This is a genomic window from Streptomyces seoulensis, from assembly GCF_022846655.1.
In the GTDB taxonomy this organism is placed as follows: Bacteria; Actinomycetota; Actinomycetes; order Streptomycetales; family Streptomycetaceae; genus Streptomyces.
Map to the genome: position 1 here is coordinate 1,486,446 of NZ_AP025667.1, position 15,858 is coordinate 1,502,303.

A 15,858-nucleotide genomic window follows, 5' to 3' on the forward strand; every position below is an offset into this window, starting at 1 on the left:
ACGCCGCTATGTACGGGGGGCCCGGCCGTCGTGTCTCAACGGTTACACGCGTCGAGTAAGTGACCTACGTCATACGGCAGTTGGTCCACCCCGCCCCAGCGCGTCCCGTACCGCCTCCGCCGACCGCGCCACCAGCGCCGTCCCGTCCTCGGCGGTGATGATCGGCCGCTGGATCAGTACGGGATGCTCGACGAGCGCGGAGATCCACCTCTCCCGCGCCTCCGGGTCCCGCTCCCACTCCCTCAGTCCCAGTTCCCCGGCGACGCCCTCGCCGGTCCGGGTGATGTCCCACGGCTCCAGCCCGAGCCGCCCGAGCAGCTCCCGGATCTCGGCCGCGCTCGGCACGTCCTCCAGGTACCGGCGCACGGTGTACCCGGCTCCCTCGGCGTCCAGCGTGTCGAGCGCGCTGCGGCACTTGGAACAGGCGGGGTTGATCCAGATCTCCATGGGGGTACGGTACGCGCCGCTCGGGTTGTTCGAATTTCCGGCACCCCTCGCGTCACTCAGGTGACAGCACGCCAATTGCCGTTCCCAACTGGGAGTTTCATGCTTCTGCGCGCCCTCCCCGTTGTCAGTGCCCGGCGGTAGACTGAGGGCAGTGTTCGAGAGTGTTCGCCGGGGTTCCCGGGTGGGTGCTCCGCTCGCCACAGGAGGTTGTCCGTGCCCGCTGCCGCTCTGAGGAACAAGCCGTCGCCCACCCAGTCCACCGCCAGGCGATCCGTGCCGCTCGACTCGCCCTACACGCCCGCGGCGAAGCGCCCGCTGCCGGCCGGGCGTCCGCGTGAGTGGTACGTCTCGCACAACCGGCGCCTGAAGGCCATGCGCCTCGCCATAGCCCTGCTCGACTCGGGCGTCTACCTCCCGGCCCAGGCCCGCGACGAGGCGATCCGCGACACGGCGGACAAGCTGGGCGTCCACCCGCCGTCCGCCACCACCTGCCGCATGGTCCGCGCCCTGCTGCACTGAGTCCCACGGCCGGGCGCCTCCCGAAGGCGCCCGGCACCGGGCTCACTCCGTCAGCAGCTCGGCCACCAACCTCCGTGCGTCCTCGGGGTGGTCACGGAACCACAGCCCCAACTTGTGCTCCGCGTCCGGCAGATCGAAGCGCGAGTACCGCGCCCGCGCGCACAGCGCCTCCTCGACCGCCTCTGTCACCTGCGCCGGGATCACCGTGTCCGTGCCCGGCACCACCAGGACCGCCCGGCCGTCGAAGGCGCTCAGGGCCGGCAGGGCGGGGGAGTCGCGCCAACTGTCCGGCGTGCGGAGGATCTCCGTGAAGCGGCCCGTGCCGTCGCCGAACGGCACGTCCCATGCCGCCGCGGCGAAGACCCCCGGTGCGGCCAGGCCCACGGAGGCCACTCGGCGCCCGTAATGACGCACCAGGTCCGCCACGGTCTGGCCGCTCATGCTGAAGCCGACCAGGACGAGCGGGCCGTCCCCCGCGTGGGCGTCGATCACCGCCACCGCCTGCTCGAAGCGGCGGCGCAGGCTCAGTTCGGGCAGCGTGCCGGTGCTCCGGCCGTGCCCGGAGAAGTCGAAGGCCAGGGCGTGGCGGTCCTGCTCGGCGAAGGCCGACAGCAGAGGCAGCAGCCGGTCCTTGCTGCCCGTGCCGGCGCCGTGCAGCAGTACGGCCGTGGCCCGTGCGGCAGGCGGGCCGGCGCGGACCGCGCTCAGCCGCTCGCCGTCGCAGTCGATGGTGAACTCATCTGGCGGACAAGGTGGTTGAGTCATGCGCGCCATTCACCCACAGTCACCGGAACCCGAAAAGAAGATGCACTCACAGTAGCGGGGGCGCTACGTTGAGATGCCAGGAGGTTCCGTCATGAGCGTTCTCATCGTCGCCGCCACCCTCACCCTGGCCGTCCTCGGCATCGGCAACCACCTCTGGTGGCTCGCCGCCGTCGCGCTGCTGTGCCTGTACCTCAGGGGCGGGCGCGGCTCGCCACCACCACCCCCGCCGCCCGGCGCCCCGCCCCCGGACTCGTACCGCGCCTACCGCGACCGCCGCGACCGGCAGGCCAGGTGGGAGCGGCGCTACCGCCGCGAGCGCCCCCACGAGGCCCGTCGGCAGCAGCGCGAGAAGAGCGGCTGAGGACCTCTCTCAGCCGGTCATCCCCGGCGCGTCCCACAGCGGGAACCACCGGGACGTGTCCTTCTCGATCCGCAGGTCACCCTCCAGCGCGGAGGCCACCTGAAGCTCCAGGGCGTTGTCCCGGCGCTGGTGGCCGGGGCGCGTGCACAGGGGGTAGAAGGTGCCGCGCTTGTAGAGGTAGACCAGGGCCAGCCGACGGTCGTCGTTCTGGTCCGCCCGCTCGAACGCCGCGAGGGAACAGAGCAGTTGGGGGCCGAAGCCATCGGCCTCCAGCGAGCTGTTCACCGCGTGGAGGTCGTTCACCAGCTCCGGGAGCTGGTCGGGGGTGCGGTGGGAGCTGAGCCAGGAGTAGCCGTAGTCGTCCTGGGTCAGCTCCACCGGGGGGCCGCTGCGTTCCGCGTCGGCGTCCAGCAGGTCCCGCACCTCCCGGTGCGTCTGCTCGAACGCCGCCCCCTCCACCGTGGCGAAGCACACCGCACCGGCGCCGGTCGGGGTGAACCCGGCCGCCGCCTGGAGGGTGATCGCCGCCGAGGGCAGCGCGAAGAGCTGATCGAGATCGGGCGTCACCGGCTTCGTACGCCCCAGCAGGATGTCCAGCAGACCCAATGATCAGCCCGTCTTCTCGGGGGTCGCGGCCTCGCCCAGCTCCGCGGAGATCCGGCCCAGTTGCGTGAGCCGCTGCTCCAGGGACGGGTGCGTGGAGAAGAAGCGCTCGATGCCGGGCTCCTTGCCGGTGGCCGGGGTGAAGTAGAACGCGTTGAACGCCTGCGCCGTACGCAGGTCCTTGGTGGGAATCCGGGCGATCTCCCCGGACACCTTGGTCAGCGCCGACGCCAGTGCCGAGGGGCGGCCGGTCAGGTGCGCGGCCGCACGGTCGGCGGCCAGCTCGCGGTAGCGGGACAGCGCCCGGATCAGCAGGAAGCTGATCGCGTACACGGCCGCCGAGACACCGATCACCGCGGCGAAGATCGCGGCGGTGTTCTGGTCGCGCCGGCCGCCGCCGAACACCTGCGAGTAGAAGGCGAACCGGACGATCAGCCCCGCGATCACACCCAGGAACGACGCGATCGTGATCACGGCGACATCCTTGTGCGCCACGTGCGACAGCTCGTGCGCGAGCACGCCCTCCAGCTCGGCCGGCTCCAGCCGCCGCAGCAGGCCGGTGGTCACACAGACCACGGCGTGATCGGGGTTCCGGCCGGTGGCGAACGCGTTCGGCATGTCCATCTCGGACACGGCGATCACCGGTTTGGGCATGTCCGCGATCGCGCACAGCCGGTCCACCACGGCGTGCAGCTCCGGATACCGCTCCCGCTCCACGACATGCCCGCGCATGGCGAACATGGCGATCTTGTCGGAGAACCAGAACTGCGCCACGAACATCACGGCCACCACCACGGCGACCAGCACCCACGACTTCAGCAGCACGATCAGCGCGGCGATGAACGCCACGTACAGCAGCCCGAGCAGGAACATCGTGACCGTCATCCGCACGGTCAGCCGACGATCACTGCGAAAACGGCTCCGCATCTTGCATCACCCCGCACTCGACCTCTCCCCCCGCTTCCAGTGTGCACCCGTGCCCGCCCATGACAGTGGCCGAGGGCGGCAAAGGGTTCCCCCGCTTCACCGGCGTTCCACCCCGGCCCGGTCGAGCAGCGCCGCGACCTCCGGGCCTCGCCACGCGCGGGGCTCCCGGCGCCGCACCTGCCGGACGGCGTGCTCGGCCCTCGCCCGCAGCCGCACGTCCGCGTCGTCGAGCAGCGGTACGGCCGCCCGGAGCCGTGCGAGGTCACCGTGCGCGTCGAGCAGCCGCCACGCCGACACCCGCTCCCAGCGGGGCCGCCCCGCGTCCAGCCGGCCCAGCAGCCACTCCTCCGGCAGCTCGCGGGCCGACGGCAGCAGGGCGAGCGTGGCCTCGCCGACCACGCCGGGCGCCGGATCGTCCAGCAGGGGCCGCAGCCGTCGTACGTCCGTCACGTCGAGCGTCCGCAGCCCGGCCAGCGCCCGCGCCCGCACGCCCGGCGCCGGATGCTCCAGCAGCGCCCACAGCAGTGGCGCGTCCGCTCGTCCCCCGCACTCCGCGAGCCCGATCGGGGCGCCGGGCGGCGGGGCCGGGTCGGCACAGCGTGCCCGGTACCAGGGCAGCGGGTCGATCCCGTGCTGCCGTACGACGTACCGCGCGCAGGCCCGCACCAGGGCCGAGCGGTCGGCCAGGAAGTCCACGGCCCGCTCCGGCACGCCGATCCGCCGCAGCGCGGTCACCCCGGCCGACCTGGCCTGCGGATTCCGGGCGCCGAGCAGGATGTCCAGCGCCTCCGCCCGGGGGCCCTGGCTCAGCGCCGCCTGCGCGCACCGGCCCTGGACGACCGCGTCGTCGTCCTCGGCGGCGGCACGGGCCAGCTCGACGGGGGAGAGGGTGCCCTCCTCGACGGCCATGCGGTACGCGAACCGGCGTACCCTCCGGTCGCCGGACACCAGCAGCGGGGCCAGCCGCTCGCGGGGCGCGCGGCGCAGCACGTCGTCCAGCAGCCCGAGGGCGTGGTCACCCTGGTGCCGGTCGCCGACGCGCAGGATCATGGGGGCCAGGGACACGGCCGTCTCGGCGTCGAGTACCTCGGCGAGCACCTCTCGGGCCCGGTCCCGCACCGGCTCGGCCCAGTCGGCGCAGCGTACGACCACCAGCGGGAACGACGCCGGACGCCCGGCGGCCTCGCCCAGCGCCCGGTGCCGGACCCGGCCGTCGCGGTGGCAGAGGGCGCGTGCGAACCGCTCGTCGTCCAGGGGCTCGCCGGACGCGAAGGCGCTGAGGAGCGTACGGCGGTCGTCCGGTGGCGGGCAGGACCTCTCCCGGTGGTCCAGCTCCAGCCAGGCCGCCGGGTCCCCGCCGTTAATAGGGCGACCGCATCTGCGCGTAGCCCAGCAGCACGATCAGCGCGGCCACGCACCCGAGCACCACGGCCGTCGACACCCACGAGCCCCTGCGGGAGCCCGTCGGTGTGGGGTCGGCCCGGAAGGGGGCCGGGTCCGGGGGGTTCTCCTTCCAGCGGGCCGCGAGCATCCGGGCCCGCGCGGACGGCTCCTTGTGCTCGGCGTCCGCGGCCCACCGGAGATCGAACTCCCGCTGCCAGTCGTCGTGTTCCGCCATCCCCGTGCTACCTCTCTCGTCCGGCACCGTCGGGAGAGGCTGATCTTCTCCCATGAGGGTAAGAAGCCCGGGCGGCGCGAAAGGTTGCACCGGTCCGGTGCGGTCCGCCTCCGGATGCCGAGCGGGCGAAGGTCACCTAGCATCTTCAGGAGTGCCGCAGTGCGGGATGCGCTCCAGTCTTGCGTGATCCCGGCTACTTCGAGGCGGCAGCCCACCGACCGCGCCGGACTTCCCACTCCGAGTGCGCGGCCATCCGAAGCGTGCGATCGCGGATCGCACGCGGGGTGGAAGGAAGGTACGTCCATGAACGCACACCGCGCGAAGCGCCTCATGGCGGCATCCGCCGCCGGACTTCTCCTGGCAGCAGGCGGAGCCATCGCCACCGCCGGCACCGCCTCGGCCAACACGGCCACCCAAGTGCAGACCAATCGCGGCTGCGGCTGGTGGGGCAACTGCGGCTACGGCTACGGCCCTGGCTACGGCTTCAACCACGGCTATGGCCCCGGCTACGGCTACAACAACGGCAGCAGCGTCGTGGTGATCGTCGTTCCTGGATGATCACGACAGTGTGACGACAGTGGGCCGCCACCCCGCCCGGGTGGCGGCCCTCCTCGTCAGCCGGCGCCGCTCACCGGCAGCTCCACCGTGATGCGGAGCCCGCCCGAGGGGCGCGGGGTGAGGGTCAGGGTGCCGTCGTGGGCATGGGCGATGGTCCGGACGATCGCCAGCCCGAGTCCGGCGCCCGCGTGGTCGCTGTGGACACGCTCGGTGCCACGCCGGAACGGCTCGGTGAGGGTCGCCGCCAGCTCAGGGGTGAGGTGCTCTCCGGTGTTCTCGACGGTGAGCGCGACCGCGTCGGCGAGGACGGCCGTACCGACCCATACATGGCCCTGACCGGGCAGGTTGTGGACGATCGCGTTGTGTACGAGGTTCATCGTGAGCTGGAGCAGCAGCGCCTCGGAGCCGGTCGTGGGCGTGATCCCGCCCGAGGTCTCGATGCCGATGCCGTGCTTCTCGGCGAGCGGGAGCAGGGTCTCCGTGGCCTCCTCCGCCAGCAGGGACAGATCGACGTCCTCCCGCGCGAAGGCCCGCTGTTCGGCGCGGCTGACCAGGAGCAGTGCCTCGGTGAGATCGATCGCGCGGGCGTTGACGGCGTGGAGCCGGTCGAGGAGTTCGCCGGTGTCACGCCGCGGATCGGTGCGGGCCACGTCGAGCAGGGCCTTGGAGATCGCCAGCGGGGTGCGCAGTTCGTGCGAGGCGTTGGCCGCGAATCTCCGCTGCTCGGCGACGTGGGCGTCGAGTCGCGCCAGCATCGTGTCGAAGGCGTCGGCCAGCTCGCGGAACTCGTCCCGGCGGCCGGGCAGCCGGACGCGGTGGGAGAGGGAGCCGTTCGCGGCCCTACGCGTCGCCTCCGTCACCCGGGTCAGGGGAGCGAGCATGCGGCCCGCGAGGAACCACCCTCCCACCAGCCCGAACAGCAGCAGGAACGCCATGACCCCGGCCGCGCGCGGAGCGAAGACGCGCAGCAGGTTGGACCGGACCGGGAAGACGTCGTACGTGGTCGGCGTCCCCGAGGGCACGATGAGCGCCCGCTCGGGCACGTACCGCAGCAGGAACAGCCACACCGCGGCGAGCAGCAGGGCCCCCGCGACCATGAGGAATCCGGCGTAGCTGAGGGTGAGCCGGAGGCGGACGCTCGGCCCGGGTGCCCTATCCACGCTCGCCCCCGGTGCCGATGCGGTACCCGACCCCCGGCACGGTGGCGATGAGCCAGGGTTCGCCGAGCCGCTTGCGCAGGGCCGAGACGGTGATGCGCACCGCGTTGGTGAACGGGTCCGCGTTCGCGTCCCACGCCCGCTCCAGCAGTTCCTCCGCGCCGACGACCCCGCCCTCGGCGGCGACGAGGACCTCGAGCACCGCGAACTGCTTCCGGGTGAGCGCGACATGACGCCCGTCCCGCTGGACCTCCCTGCGGAACGGGTCCAGCCGAAGCCCCGCGATCTCCCGTACGGGCGGCCGGTGATGGGCCCGCCTGCGGTCCAGCGCCCTGAGCCTGAGCACGAGTTCCCTGAGGTCGAAGGGCTTGGTGAGATAGTCGTCGGCGCCGAGCCCGAACCCGGACGCCTTGTCGTCCAGCCGGTCGGCCGCGGTGAGCATGAGGATCGGCATACCGCTGCCGGACGCCACGATCCGCCGCGCGACCTCGTCACCGGACGGTCCGGGGATGTCCCGGTCGAGCACGGCGATGTCGTACGCGTTGATCCCCAGCATTTCCAGCGCGGTGTCCCCGTCTCCCGCGATGTCCGCCGCGATCGCTTCCAGGCGCAGCCCGTCGCGGACGGCCTCCGCCAGATAGGGCTCGTCCTCGACGATCAGCACACGCATGCCGTCGAGGCTACGAGGCCGTACGTATCGTCCGCGTATCGGAAACCGCATACGCCGCGGCAACACCGCTCCGCCTTGGCTGGGCCGCATGACGCGAAACCCACGTGCCTGGCGTACGGGCCTCCACCGGGCGCTCCTCGCCTGCTCCCGCCCGGAGCCCTGGAAGCGCGGCCCGGTGCTCACGGCGCTGGCGCTGCTGCTCGGCCTGCTCCCGCTGCTGCACGCGACGATCCCGGACTTCGCGGGCCTGGGGAGCCTGGTGGAGAGCATCCTGCCGTGGCTGGGCGTATTCATCCCCGCACTGCTGGCCGCGGCGTGCTGGCGCCGCTCCCTCTCCGCCGCGACCGCGCTCCTGCTACCGGCCATCGCGTGGACGACCCTCTTCGGCGGCCTCCTCCACGACAAGTCCCACGCGGGCGGCGACCTCACGGTGGCCGCCCACAACGTCGGCGCCGCCAACCCCGACCCGGCCGGCACCGCCCACACCCTGGCCGCCTCCGGCGCCGACCTGCTGGCCCTGGAGGAACTGACCCCGCAGGCAGCCCCGCTGTACGAGAAGGCGCTGGCCAAGACCTACCCCCACCACGCGATCCGCGGCACAGTCGGCCTCTGGAGCAAGCTCCCCCTCTCGGGAACCCGCACGATCGACATCATGAACTACGGCCCGCTGGCCGCCACGAGGCCGACCGCCGCCACCCTCCCCGAGAACCGGGCCCTCCACACCACGGTCACCACCCCCGACGGCCCCCTGGCGGTCTACGTGGCCCACCTCGGCTCCGTCCGCCTCATGCCCCGCCACGGCTTCTGGACCGCCAGCCGGAACATCGGCGCCGCCGCCCTGACCAAGGCGATCACCACCGAGCGCAACCCCCACGTCCTCCTCCTGGCCGACCTGAACGGCACCTGGGACGACCGAGCCTTCACCGACCTCCGCGCCCGCCTCCACTCCACCCAGACCACCTCCGGCAACGGCTTCGGCTTCACCTGGCCGACAGCCTTCCCGATGGCCCGCATCGACCAGATCCTGTACCGGGGCCTGACCGCCGACCGCTCCTGGACCCTCCCCGAAACGGGCAGCGACCACTTGCCGGTGGCGGCCACACTGACCTGGCCATAGGGCTTCAGGGCTTCAGGGCCTCAGGGACGTCGGCACGGCGAAGGCCGCCACCCCGGCTGGGATGGCGGCCCTCTGCGTCAAGCGGCGACGATCACACGTCGTAGTACAGCTCGAACTCGTGCGGGTGCGGGCGGAGCTGCAGCGGCGCGATCTCGTTGGTGCGCTTGTAGTCGATCCACGTCTCGATGAGGTCCGGGGTGAAGACGTCGCCCTGGAGGAGGAAGTCGTGGTCGGCCTCGAGGCGGTCGAGGACGGCCGGGAGGGAGGTCGGGACCTGGGCGACGCCCGCGTGCTCCTCGGGGGCCAGCTCGTAGAGGTCCTTGTCGATCGGCTCGGCCGGCTCGATCTTGTTCTTGATGCCGTCGATGCCCGCGAGCAGCAGGGCGGAGAAGGCGAGGTACGGGTTGCCGGAGGAGTCGGGCGCGCGGAACTCGACGCGCTTGGCCTTCGGGTTGGAGCCCGTGATCGGGATACGCATCGCCGCGGAGCGGTTGCGCTGCGAGTACACCAGGTTGATCGGCGCCTCGAAGCCCGGCACCAGGCGGTGGTAGGAGTTCACCGTCGGGTTGGTGAAGGCCAGCAGCGACGGGGCGTGCTTGAGGATGCCGCCGATGTAGTAGCGGGCCATGTCCGACAGGCCCGCGTAACCGGCCTCGTCGTAGAAGAGCGGCGCTCCGCCCGACCACAGCGACTGGTGGACGTGCATGCCCGAGCCGTTGTCGCCGAAGATCGGCTTCGGCATGAAGGTGGCCGTCTTGCCGTTGCGCCAGGCGACGTTCTTCACGATGTACTTGAAGAGCTGGAGGTCGTCCGCGGCGGCGAGGAGCGTGTTGAACTTGTAGTTGATCTCGGCCTGGCCGGCCGTGCCCACCTCGTGGTGCTGGCGCTCGACCTGGAGGCCGTTCTTCTCCAGCTCCAGGGAGATCTCGGCGCGCAGGTCGGCGAAGTGGTCGACCGGCGGGACCGGGAAGTAGCCGCCCTTGTAGCGGACCTTGTAACCCCGGTTGTCCTCGACGGCGCCGGTGTTCCAGGCGCCCGCCTCGGAGTCGATGTGGTAGAACGCCTCGTTCTCGGCGGTCTTGAAGCGCACGCTGTCGAACACGTAGAACTCGGCCTCGGGGCCGAAGAACGCGGTGTCGGCGATGCCGGTGGAGGCGAGGTACGCCTCGGCCTTCTTGGCCACGTTGCGCGGGTCACGGGAGTACTGCTCGCCCGTGATCGGGTCGTGGATGAAGAAGTTGATGTTCAGCGTCTTGTCGCGGCGGAACGGGTCCACGCGGGCCGTCGACAGGTCGGCGCGCAGCGCCATGTCGGACTCGTGGATGGCCTGGAAGCCGCGGATCGACGAGCCGTCGAAGGCCAGCTCCTCGTCCGGGTCGAACGCCTGGACCGGCACGGTGAAGTGCTGCATGACGCCCGGCAGGTCGCAGAACCTGACGTCGACGAACTTGACGTCCTCGTCCGCGATGAACTTCTTGGCCTCGTCGGCGTTCTGGAACATCCAGCTCCTCCTACTCCCGACCGTTCCCGCCGGGGTGGTAGATCGTTCGTGCGGCCAGTGCGGTGGCACACGCTGGTCTCGACCCTAGGGACGGGTGATTTCTCGGGCGTGACTCGTTTGTTTCGCAGAAGTTAACCGGCCACCCCTCAACCGTAGCCCCGACACACCCCTGCGCACACCGCCCGAATCCGGGCGCAGTACCGTGGTCGGGTGGACAACAGGGAAGTGATGGGGTCGTGGCTCTCCGGGCCGCGCGCGGCCATGGAGGAAGCGGGAGCCGACTTCGGCTACCGGGGTGAGCAGCTCGGGCTGCCGGAGACCGGGCCGGACTCGATCGCCCGTCCGGGGCGCCGGCTCGGCGCCCTCGCCGTGGACTGGGGGCTGTGCGTGCTGATCGCATACGGCCTGATCACCCACGGCAACAGCCCGGCCACCAGCAACTGGGCCCTGCTCGTCTTCTTCGCCATGAGCGCCCTCACCGTGGGCACCCTCGGCTCCACGCCGGGCAAGCGGCTGCTCGGCCTGCGCGTCGTCGCCCTGGAGACCGGCACCGTCAACCCGCTGCGCGCCCTGCTGCGCACCTTCCTGCTGTGCCTGGCGATCCCGGCCCTGGTCTGGGACCGCGACGGCCGGGGCCTGCACGACCGGCTCGCCAAGACCGTCGAGGTCCGGATCTAGCGGCACAGGGCATACGAAGCGGCACAGGGCATACGAAGCGGCACAGGACGTACGAAGGGGCGCCCGGAGTGAAGTCACTCCGGGCGCCCCTTCGCATGTCATCGGAACTAGCGGGACTTGCCGCCGCCCTTCGGCATCCGCATGCCCTTGGGCATCGGTCCCTTGGGGAGCGGCATGTTGCTCATCAGGTCACCCAGCGCGCGCAGGCGGTCGTTGGTGACGGTCACCTGGGGGCCGGTCAGCACCCGGGGGTACTTCAGCATGGTCGTGCGCAGCTTCTTCAGCGGCACCTGGCCCTCGCCGTCACCGACGATCACGTCGTGCACCGGCACGTCCGCGACGATGCGGTTCATCTTCTTCTTCTCGGCCGCCAGCAGGCTCTTCACCCGGTTCGGGTTGCCCTCGGCCACCAGCACGATGCCGGCCTTGCCGACCGCGCGGTGCACCACGTCCTGGCTGCGGTTCATCGCCACCGCCGGGGTGGTGCTCCAGCCCCGGCCGATGTTGTCCAGTACCGCGGCGGCAGCGCCCGGCTGGCCCTCCATCTGCCCGAACGCGGCCCGCTCCGCCCGGCGGCCGAACACGATCGCCGTCGCCAGCAGACCGAGCAGGACGCCCAGGATGCCGCCGTAGACGGGGTGCCCGATCAGGAAGCCGATCACGAGGAGGACGGCGAAAATGCCGAGCCCGACAGCCGCGAGTACAAGACCGATCGTCTTGTCGGCCTTGCGGGTCATCTTGTACGTGAGGGCGATCTGCTTCAGTCGCCCTGCGCTCGCGGCGTCCGCCGCGGTTTCCTTCCTCGCCATGCCCACGAGTCTACGTGGCCGCCGGAGCGCTCTCGACGGCGGTGCCCGCGCGGGGGCGGCGGGGTGGTGCGGGTCAGGGGCGGGTGGCGGCGCGGTCGAGGAACTGCTGGGCCTCGACCCGGTCCTTGGCGCGGCGGCGGTCCTCCAGGACGGAGGTCCAGGCGTTGCGGCGGGCGGTGCGCTGACCGCCCTGCAGCAGCAGCGTCTCGACCGCGCGCAGGGCGACGGCAAAGGACGGGATGGCGGTGGCGCGGACGGGTGCGGCCTGCATGATCGAGGTCCCCCCTCGGTGCGGGTGGTGTACGTGGCGTGATATCAGGGTCACTGATTGGTGTTACCAGTGCGTGACCGACCGGTCAAACGGTGGTGAAGCCCTGGCGTGGAACCCGTACACGCCGACGCGGCCCCGGAACCGCCCTCATCAGCGAGGACGGACGGGACCGCGTCGACTCGGCCATTACTGGCCAGTAGGAACTTGTGCGTGATTTCACACGACTTGCTCACACCGCCTGGGCGGCGATGTACGTACCACGCTTCTCGATCGCCATCTGGTAGAGCCGCCCGGCGCGGTAGGAGGAACGGACCAGCGGGCCCGACATCACGCCGGAGAAGCCGATCTGCTCGGCCTCGTCCTTCAGCTCCACGAACTCCTGCGGCTTGACCCAGCGCTCCACCGGGTGGTGGCGCACCGAGGGGCGCAGGTACTGGGTGATGGTGACCAGCTCGCAGCCCGCGTCGTGGAGCTGCTTGAGCGCCTCCACGACCTCCTCGCGGGTCTCGCCCATGCCGAGGATCAGGTTGGACTTGGTGACCAGGCCGAAGTCGCGGGCCTCGCTGATGACCTTCAGCGAGCGCTCGTAGCGGAAGCCGGGGCGGATGCGCTTGAAGATGCGGGGGACCGTCTCCACGTTGTGCGCGAAGACCTCGGGGCGGGACTCGAAGACCTCGGCGAGCTGCTCGGGGACCGCGTTGAAGTCCGGGGCCAGCAGCTCGACCTTGGTGCGGCCGGTCTCGCGGCCCGCCGTCTGCGCGTGGATCTGGCGCACGGTCTCGGCGTACAGCCAGGCGCCGCCGTCCTCGAGGTCGTCGCGGGCGACGCCGGTGATCGTGGCGTAGTTCAGGTCCATGGTGACCACGGACTCGCCCACCCGGCGGGGCTCGTCGCGGTCCAGCGCCTCGGGCTTGCCCGTGTCGATCTGGCAGAAGTCACAGCGCCGGGTGCACTGGTCGCCACCGATGAGGAAGGTCGCCTCGCGGTCCTCCCAGCACTCGTAGATGTTGGGGCAGCCGGCCTCCTGGCACACGGTGTGCAGGCCCTCGCTCTTCACGAGGTTCTGCATCTTTGTGTACTCGGGGCCCATTTTCGCCCGCGTCTTGATCCACTCGGGCTTGCGCTCGATGGGGGTCTGGCTGTTACGGACCTCCAGGCGCAGCATCTTGCGTCCGTCGGGTGCGACTGCGGACACGACCGGCTCCCTGTAGCTTCGATTCTTCGGCGTAACCAGAGTACGCCCGTGTTCATTGGGCCTTGCGGGTGAGGAAAACCTCGCGGACGCAGGCCGCATTCCCGGTCAGACCGCGGCGGTCTTCTCGATCACCCTCGGCTTGAGGTCCGCGCTCTCCATGACGTCCCGCAGATGGCGCTCGACCACCGGCACGACCTCCTCGATCGTGACGTCCCGGCCCAGCTCGTTCGCCAGGGAGGCGACCCCCGCGTCGCGGATGCCGCACGGGATGATGCGGTCGAACCAGCGGTTGTCCGGGTTCACGTTGAGGGCGAAGCCGTGCATCGTGACGCCCTTGGCGACGCGGATGCCGATCGCGGCGATCTTGCGGTCCTCGCGGCGCTGGCCCGCGTTGGAGGGCGCGTACTCCGGGCCGTTCAGCCGGGGGTCGAACTCCTCGTCGGCGATCCGGGGATCGAAGTCGAGGGAGAGGCCGCCCAGGCGCTGCTCGACCGGGTCGCCCAGCACCCAGACGCCGCTGCGGCCCTCGATGCGGGTGGTCTCGACCCCGTACTCCGCGCAGGCGCGGATCAGGGCCTCCTCCAGGCGGCGGACGTGCGCGATGACGTCCACCGGGCGGGGGAGCTTCTGGATGGGGTAGCCCACGAGCTGGCCCGGACCGTGCCAGGTGATCTTGCCGCCCCGGTCCACGTCGATCACGGGGGTGCCGTCCAGCGGGCGCTCGCTCGCCTCGGTGCGGCGGCCGGCGGTGTACACCGGGGGGTGCTCCAGCAGCAGGACGGTGTCGGAGACCTCGTCGGCGAACCGGGCGGCGTGCACCCGGCGCTGCTCGTCCCACGCCTCCTGGTAGTCGACGGCGTCCGCGCCGAACCCCATGTGGACGAACCGCAGCTCACTCACGGCAAGCGCCTCCCTCTGCCGGGCACCCCTCGTCGGGTCTGTCAGGCGCGTACGGCGCCCACGCCACTGTACGTCCGGCCGGGTGACGTCAGCCCCGCGGGTAATCCTCACACGATCGGATGAATGCCTGGGGATCTATGCGACGAGTTGTTCACTCTCCGCTACATTCGCGCCGTTCGTGAGGCCAAAAGGGCTGTTCACAGCCCGTCCCGGCACCTCAGTGGCCTGTCAGGCAGGAGACCGCACCGCACATGACGGACCGACCCGCGCAGCGCACCCCCAACCGCCAGCTCGCCGCGCTCATCGCAGAGGCGGGGTTCTCCAACGCGGGTCTGGCCCGTCGCGTCGATCAGCTCGGCCTGGAACACGGGCTGGACCTCAGATACGACAAGACCTCGGTCACCCGCTGGCTGCGCGGACAGCAGCCGCGCGGGACCACTCCCGCCCTGATCGCCGAGGTGTTCACCCGCCGCCTCGGCCGCAGGCTCACCGCCCAGGATCTGGGTCTCGACGCGTGTGCGCCGGTGTACGCCGGGCTGGAGTTCGCGGGCACGCCCGAGGAGGCCGTGGACATCGTCAGCGGGCTGTGGCGCAAGGACTCCGGCAGCCATGCCGAGCTGCGCAAGATCGCGTTCACGCCCGCGGGACTGGTCGTGCCCAGCCGGGACTGGCTGATCGGCAAGGCCGACGACCGGGTGGCCCGCGAGCCGGCCGTCCGGGTACCGGCCCAGGCCCGGCCGGTGGAGGCCGGGCCCCTGCGTGCCCCGGGCACCGGTGCCGAGCGGCCGCCCGGCCACCGGGTGACCGGCGGGGACCTCGCCGCGCTGCGCTCGGTGGGGGAGCTGTTCCGGGCCCTGGACGACCAGTACGGCGGTGGCCACGCCCGGCAGGCCCTCGTGCGCTACCTGGAGCACGAGTGCGAGCCGATGCTGCGCGGGAGCTACTCCGAGCAGACCGGCCGCAGGCTGTTCGGTGCCGCCGCCGACCTGACCCGCCTCGCGGGCTGGACCTCGTACGACATCGCCGCGCACGGGCTCGCCCAGCGGTACTTCGTGCAGGCCCTGCGGCTCGCCCAGGCCGCCGGGGACCGCGCGTACGGCTCCTACGTGCTGGTCACCATGAGCCGTCAGGCCGTCTACCTCGGGCACGGGCGGGAGGCCGTCCAGTTGGCGCGGGTCGCCCAGCAGGGGATCGGCACCGGCGCTCCGCCGGTGGTGCAGGCCCTGCTGCACGCCGCGGAGGCGCGGGCGCACGCCGTCCTCGGTGAGGCGCGGGCGTGCACCGGCGCGCTCGTACGCGCCGAGCGCGCCCTGGAGACGGCCCGGCCCGGTGACGACGTGCCGCACTGGGCGCGCTTCTTCGACGAGGCCCAGCTCGCCGACGAGCTCGGCCACTGCCACCGGGACCTGCACCAGTTCCGGGCGGCCGCCCAGCACGCGGAGCGTTCGCTGCGGCTGCGCTCCGCCGCGCACGCCCGCAGCCGCCTGTTCTCCCGCGTGGTCCTGGCCACCGCCCGTCTGGGCCTCGGCGACCTCGACCAGGCGTGCGCCCTGGCGGCCGAGGCCGCTGCCCAGGCCGCCGACATGCGCTCGGTCCGGGCCGTGGAGTACATCCGCGACTTCGAACGCCGCCTGGAGCCCTACCGCGACGCCCCTCCGGCCCGTGGGTACCGGGAGCGGGTGGCGGCGCTGGGCTAGGCGGTGCGGGGCCCTCCCGGCGGGCGTGAGGGCCCCGCAGCGGTGCTCGGCGTGGGCCGGGCCCC

19 protein-coding genes are annotated in these 15,858 nt (G+C 71.7%); 6 read left to right on the plus strand and 13 right to left on the minus strand.

Annotated elements, in window-relative coordinates:
• Positions 1-69: 69 nt before the first annotated feature.
• Complete coding sequence (locus HEK131_RS06825; RefSeq protein ID WP_244334083.1) at positions 70-447, minus strand: ArsC/Spx/MgsR family protein; 378 nt, start codon at positions 445-447, stop codon at positions 70-72.
• Positions 448-660: 213 nt separating this feature from the next.
• Here HEK131_RS06825 and HEK131_RS06830 point away from each other — a divergent pair, with 213 nt between their 5' ends.
• The gene (locus HEK131_RS06830; protein WP_217460468.1) at positions 661-966 is read left to right on the plus strand and encodes a hypothetical protein; all 306 of its coding nucleotides are present in this window, start codon (positions 661-663) and stop codon (positions 964-966) included.
• A gap of 42 nt (positions 967-1,008) precedes the next feature.
• Here the strand turns inward: HEK131_RS06830 and HEK131_RS06835 are convergent, their stop codons facing one another.
• Entirely contained in the window at positions 1,009-1,731 is a 723-nt protein-coding gene (locus HEK131_RS06835; protein ID WP_244334085.1) for an alpha/beta fold hydrolase, read from the minus strand.
• 91 nt (positions 1,732-1,822) lie between these two features.
• On the opposite strand from HEK131_RS06835, the gene HEK131_RS06840 reads away from it, so the two are divergent.
• A complete protein-coding gene (locus HEK131_RS06840) occupies positions 1,823-2,092 on the plus strand; it encodes a hypothetical protein (protein ID WP_244334087.1) in 270 nt (89 codons plus the stop codon).
• Between the two features lie 9 nt (positions 2,093-2,101).
• Here HEK131_RS06840 and pspAB read toward each other — a convergent pair whose 3' ends face one another.
• The 4 genes from pspAB to HEK131_RS06860 all read right to left on the minus strand — a co-directional run bounded on the left by pspAB (position 2,102) and on the right by HEK131_RS06860 (position 5,240).
• Positions 2,102-2,698: a PspA-associated protein PspAB gene (gene pspAB, locus HEK131_RS06845; protein ID WP_244334088.1), complete on the minus strand. Its 597-nt coding sequence runs from the start codon at positions 2,696-2,698 to the stop codon at positions 2,102-2,104.
• Between the two features lie 3 nt (positions 2,699-2,701).
• Positions 2,702-3,622: a zinc metalloprotease HtpX gene (gene htpX / locus HEK131_RS06850; protein WP_244334089.1), complete on the minus strand. Its 921-nt coding sequence runs from the start codon at positions 3,620-3,622 to the stop codon at positions 2,702-2,704.
• A 96-nt stretch (positions 3,623-3,718) separates the two neighbouring features.
• On the minus strand, positions 3,719-4,774 hold the full coding sequence (locus HEK131_RS06855; RefSeq protein ID WP_347881848.1) for a hypothetical protein: 1,056 nt from the start codon (positions 4,772-4,774) through the stop codon (positions 3,719-3,721).
• Positions 4,775-4,982: 208 nt separating this feature from the next.
• Positions 4,983-5,240 carry a hypothetical protein gene (locus tag HEK131_RS06860; RefSeq protein ID WP_217460462.1) on the minus strand — a complete coding sequence of 86 codons (258 nt, stop codon included), beginning with the start codon at positions 5,238-5,240 and terminating at the stop codon, positions 4,983-4,985.
• A gap of 303 nt (positions 5,241-5,543) precedes the next feature.
• On the opposite strand from HEK131_RS06860, the gene HEK131_RS06865 reads away from it, so the two are divergent.
• Positions 5,544-5,798, plus strand: a complete 255-nt coding sequence (locus tag HEK131_RS06865) for a hypothetical protein (RefSeq protein WP_217460461.1) — start codon at positions 5,544-5,546, stop codon at positions 5,796-5,798.
• Between the two features lie 56 nt (positions 5,799-5,854).
• On the opposite strand, the gene HEK131_RS06870 is transcribed toward HEK131_RS06865, so the two are convergent.
• Together HEK131_RS06870 and HEK131_RS06875 are read right to left on the minus strand one after the other, a co-directional pair.
• Complete coding sequence (locus HEK131_RS06870; RefSeq protein ID WP_244334091.1) at positions 5,855-6,958, minus strand: sensor histidine kinase; 1,104 nt, start codon at positions 6,956-6,958, stop codon at positions 5,855-5,857.
• Positions 6,951-7,625, minus strand: coding sequence for a response regulator transcription factor (locus HEK131_RS06875; protein WP_244334093.1), 675 nt, complete (start codon positions 7,623-7,625; stop codon positions 6,951-6,953). Before HEK131_RS06875 ends, HEK131_RS06870 begins: the two co-directional genes overlap by 8 nt.
• An 88-nt stretch (positions 7,626-7,713) precedes the next feature.
• Here HEK131_RS06875 and HEK131_RS06880 point away from each other — a divergent pair, with 88 nt between their 5' ends.
• The gene (locus tag HEK131_RS06880; protein ID WP_244334095.1) at positions 7,714-8,742 is read left to right on the plus strand and encodes an endonuclease/exonuclease/phosphatase family protein; all 1,029 of its coding nucleotides are present in this window, start codon (positions 7,714-7,716) and stop codon (positions 8,740-8,742) included.
• Positions 8,743-8,833: 91 nt separating this feature from the next.
• Here the strand turns inward: HEK131_RS06880 and glnA are convergent, their stop codons facing one another.
• Complete coding sequence (gene glnA, locus HEK131_RS06885; RefSeq protein ID WP_161150111.1) at positions 8,834-10,243, minus strand: type I glutamate--ammonia ligase; 1,410 nt, start codon at positions 10,241-10,243, stop codon at positions 8,834-8,836.
• A 210-nt stretch (positions 10,244-10,453) separates the two neighbouring features.
• Between glnA and HEK131_RS06890 the strand changes: the two genes are divergently transcribed.
• The gene (locus HEK131_RS06890) at positions 10,454-10,921 is read left to right on the plus strand and encodes an RDD family protein (RefSeq protein WP_217460457.1); all 468 of its coding nucleotides are present in this window, start codon (positions 10,454-10,456) and stop codon (positions 10,919-10,921) included.
• A gap of 107 nt (positions 10,922-11,028) precedes the next feature.
• Here HEK131_RS06890 and HEK131_RS06895 read toward each other — a convergent pair whose 3' ends face one another.
• The 4 genes from HEK131_RS06895 to lipB form a co-directional block, all read right to left on the minus strand.
• The gene (locus HEK131_RS06895; protein WP_217460456.1) at positions 11,029-11,730 is read right to left on the minus strand and encodes a DUF4191 domain-containing protein; all 702 of its coding nucleotides are present in this window, start codon (positions 11,728-11,730) and stop codon (positions 11,029-11,031) included.
• Between the two features lie 73 nt (positions 11,731-11,803).
• Positions 11,804-12,001 carry an SCO2195 family GlnR-regulated protein gene (locus HEK131_RS06900; protein ID WP_130334211.1) on the minus strand — a complete coding sequence of 66 codons (198 nt, stop codon included), beginning with the start codon at positions 11,999-12,001 and terminating at the stop codon, positions 11,804-11,806.
• 229 nt (positions 12,002-12,230) lie between these two features.
• A complete protein-coding gene (gene lipA, locus HEK131_RS06905) occupies positions 12,231-13,196 on the minus strand; it encodes a lipoyl synthase (RefSeq protein ID WP_217460455.1) in 966 nt (321 codons plus the stop codon).
• Between the two features lie 105 nt (positions 13,197-13,301).
• Positions 13,302-14,096, minus strand: coding sequence for a lipoyl(octanoyl) transferase LipB (gene lipB, locus HEK131_RS06910; RefSeq protein ID WP_217460454.1), 795 nt, complete (start codon positions 14,094-14,096; stop codon positions 13,302-13,304).
• A 251-nt stretch (positions 14,097-14,347) separates the two neighbouring features.
• On the opposite strand from lipB, the gene HEK131_RS06915 reads away from it, so the two are divergent.
• Positions 14,348-15,793 carry a regulator gene (locus HEK131_RS06915; RefSeq protein ID WP_244334097.1) on the plus strand — a complete coding sequence of 482 codons (1,446 nt, stop codon included), beginning with the start codon at positions 14,348-14,350 and terminating at the stop codon, positions 15,791-15,793.
• Positions 15,794-15,858: the final 65 nt, after the last annotated feature.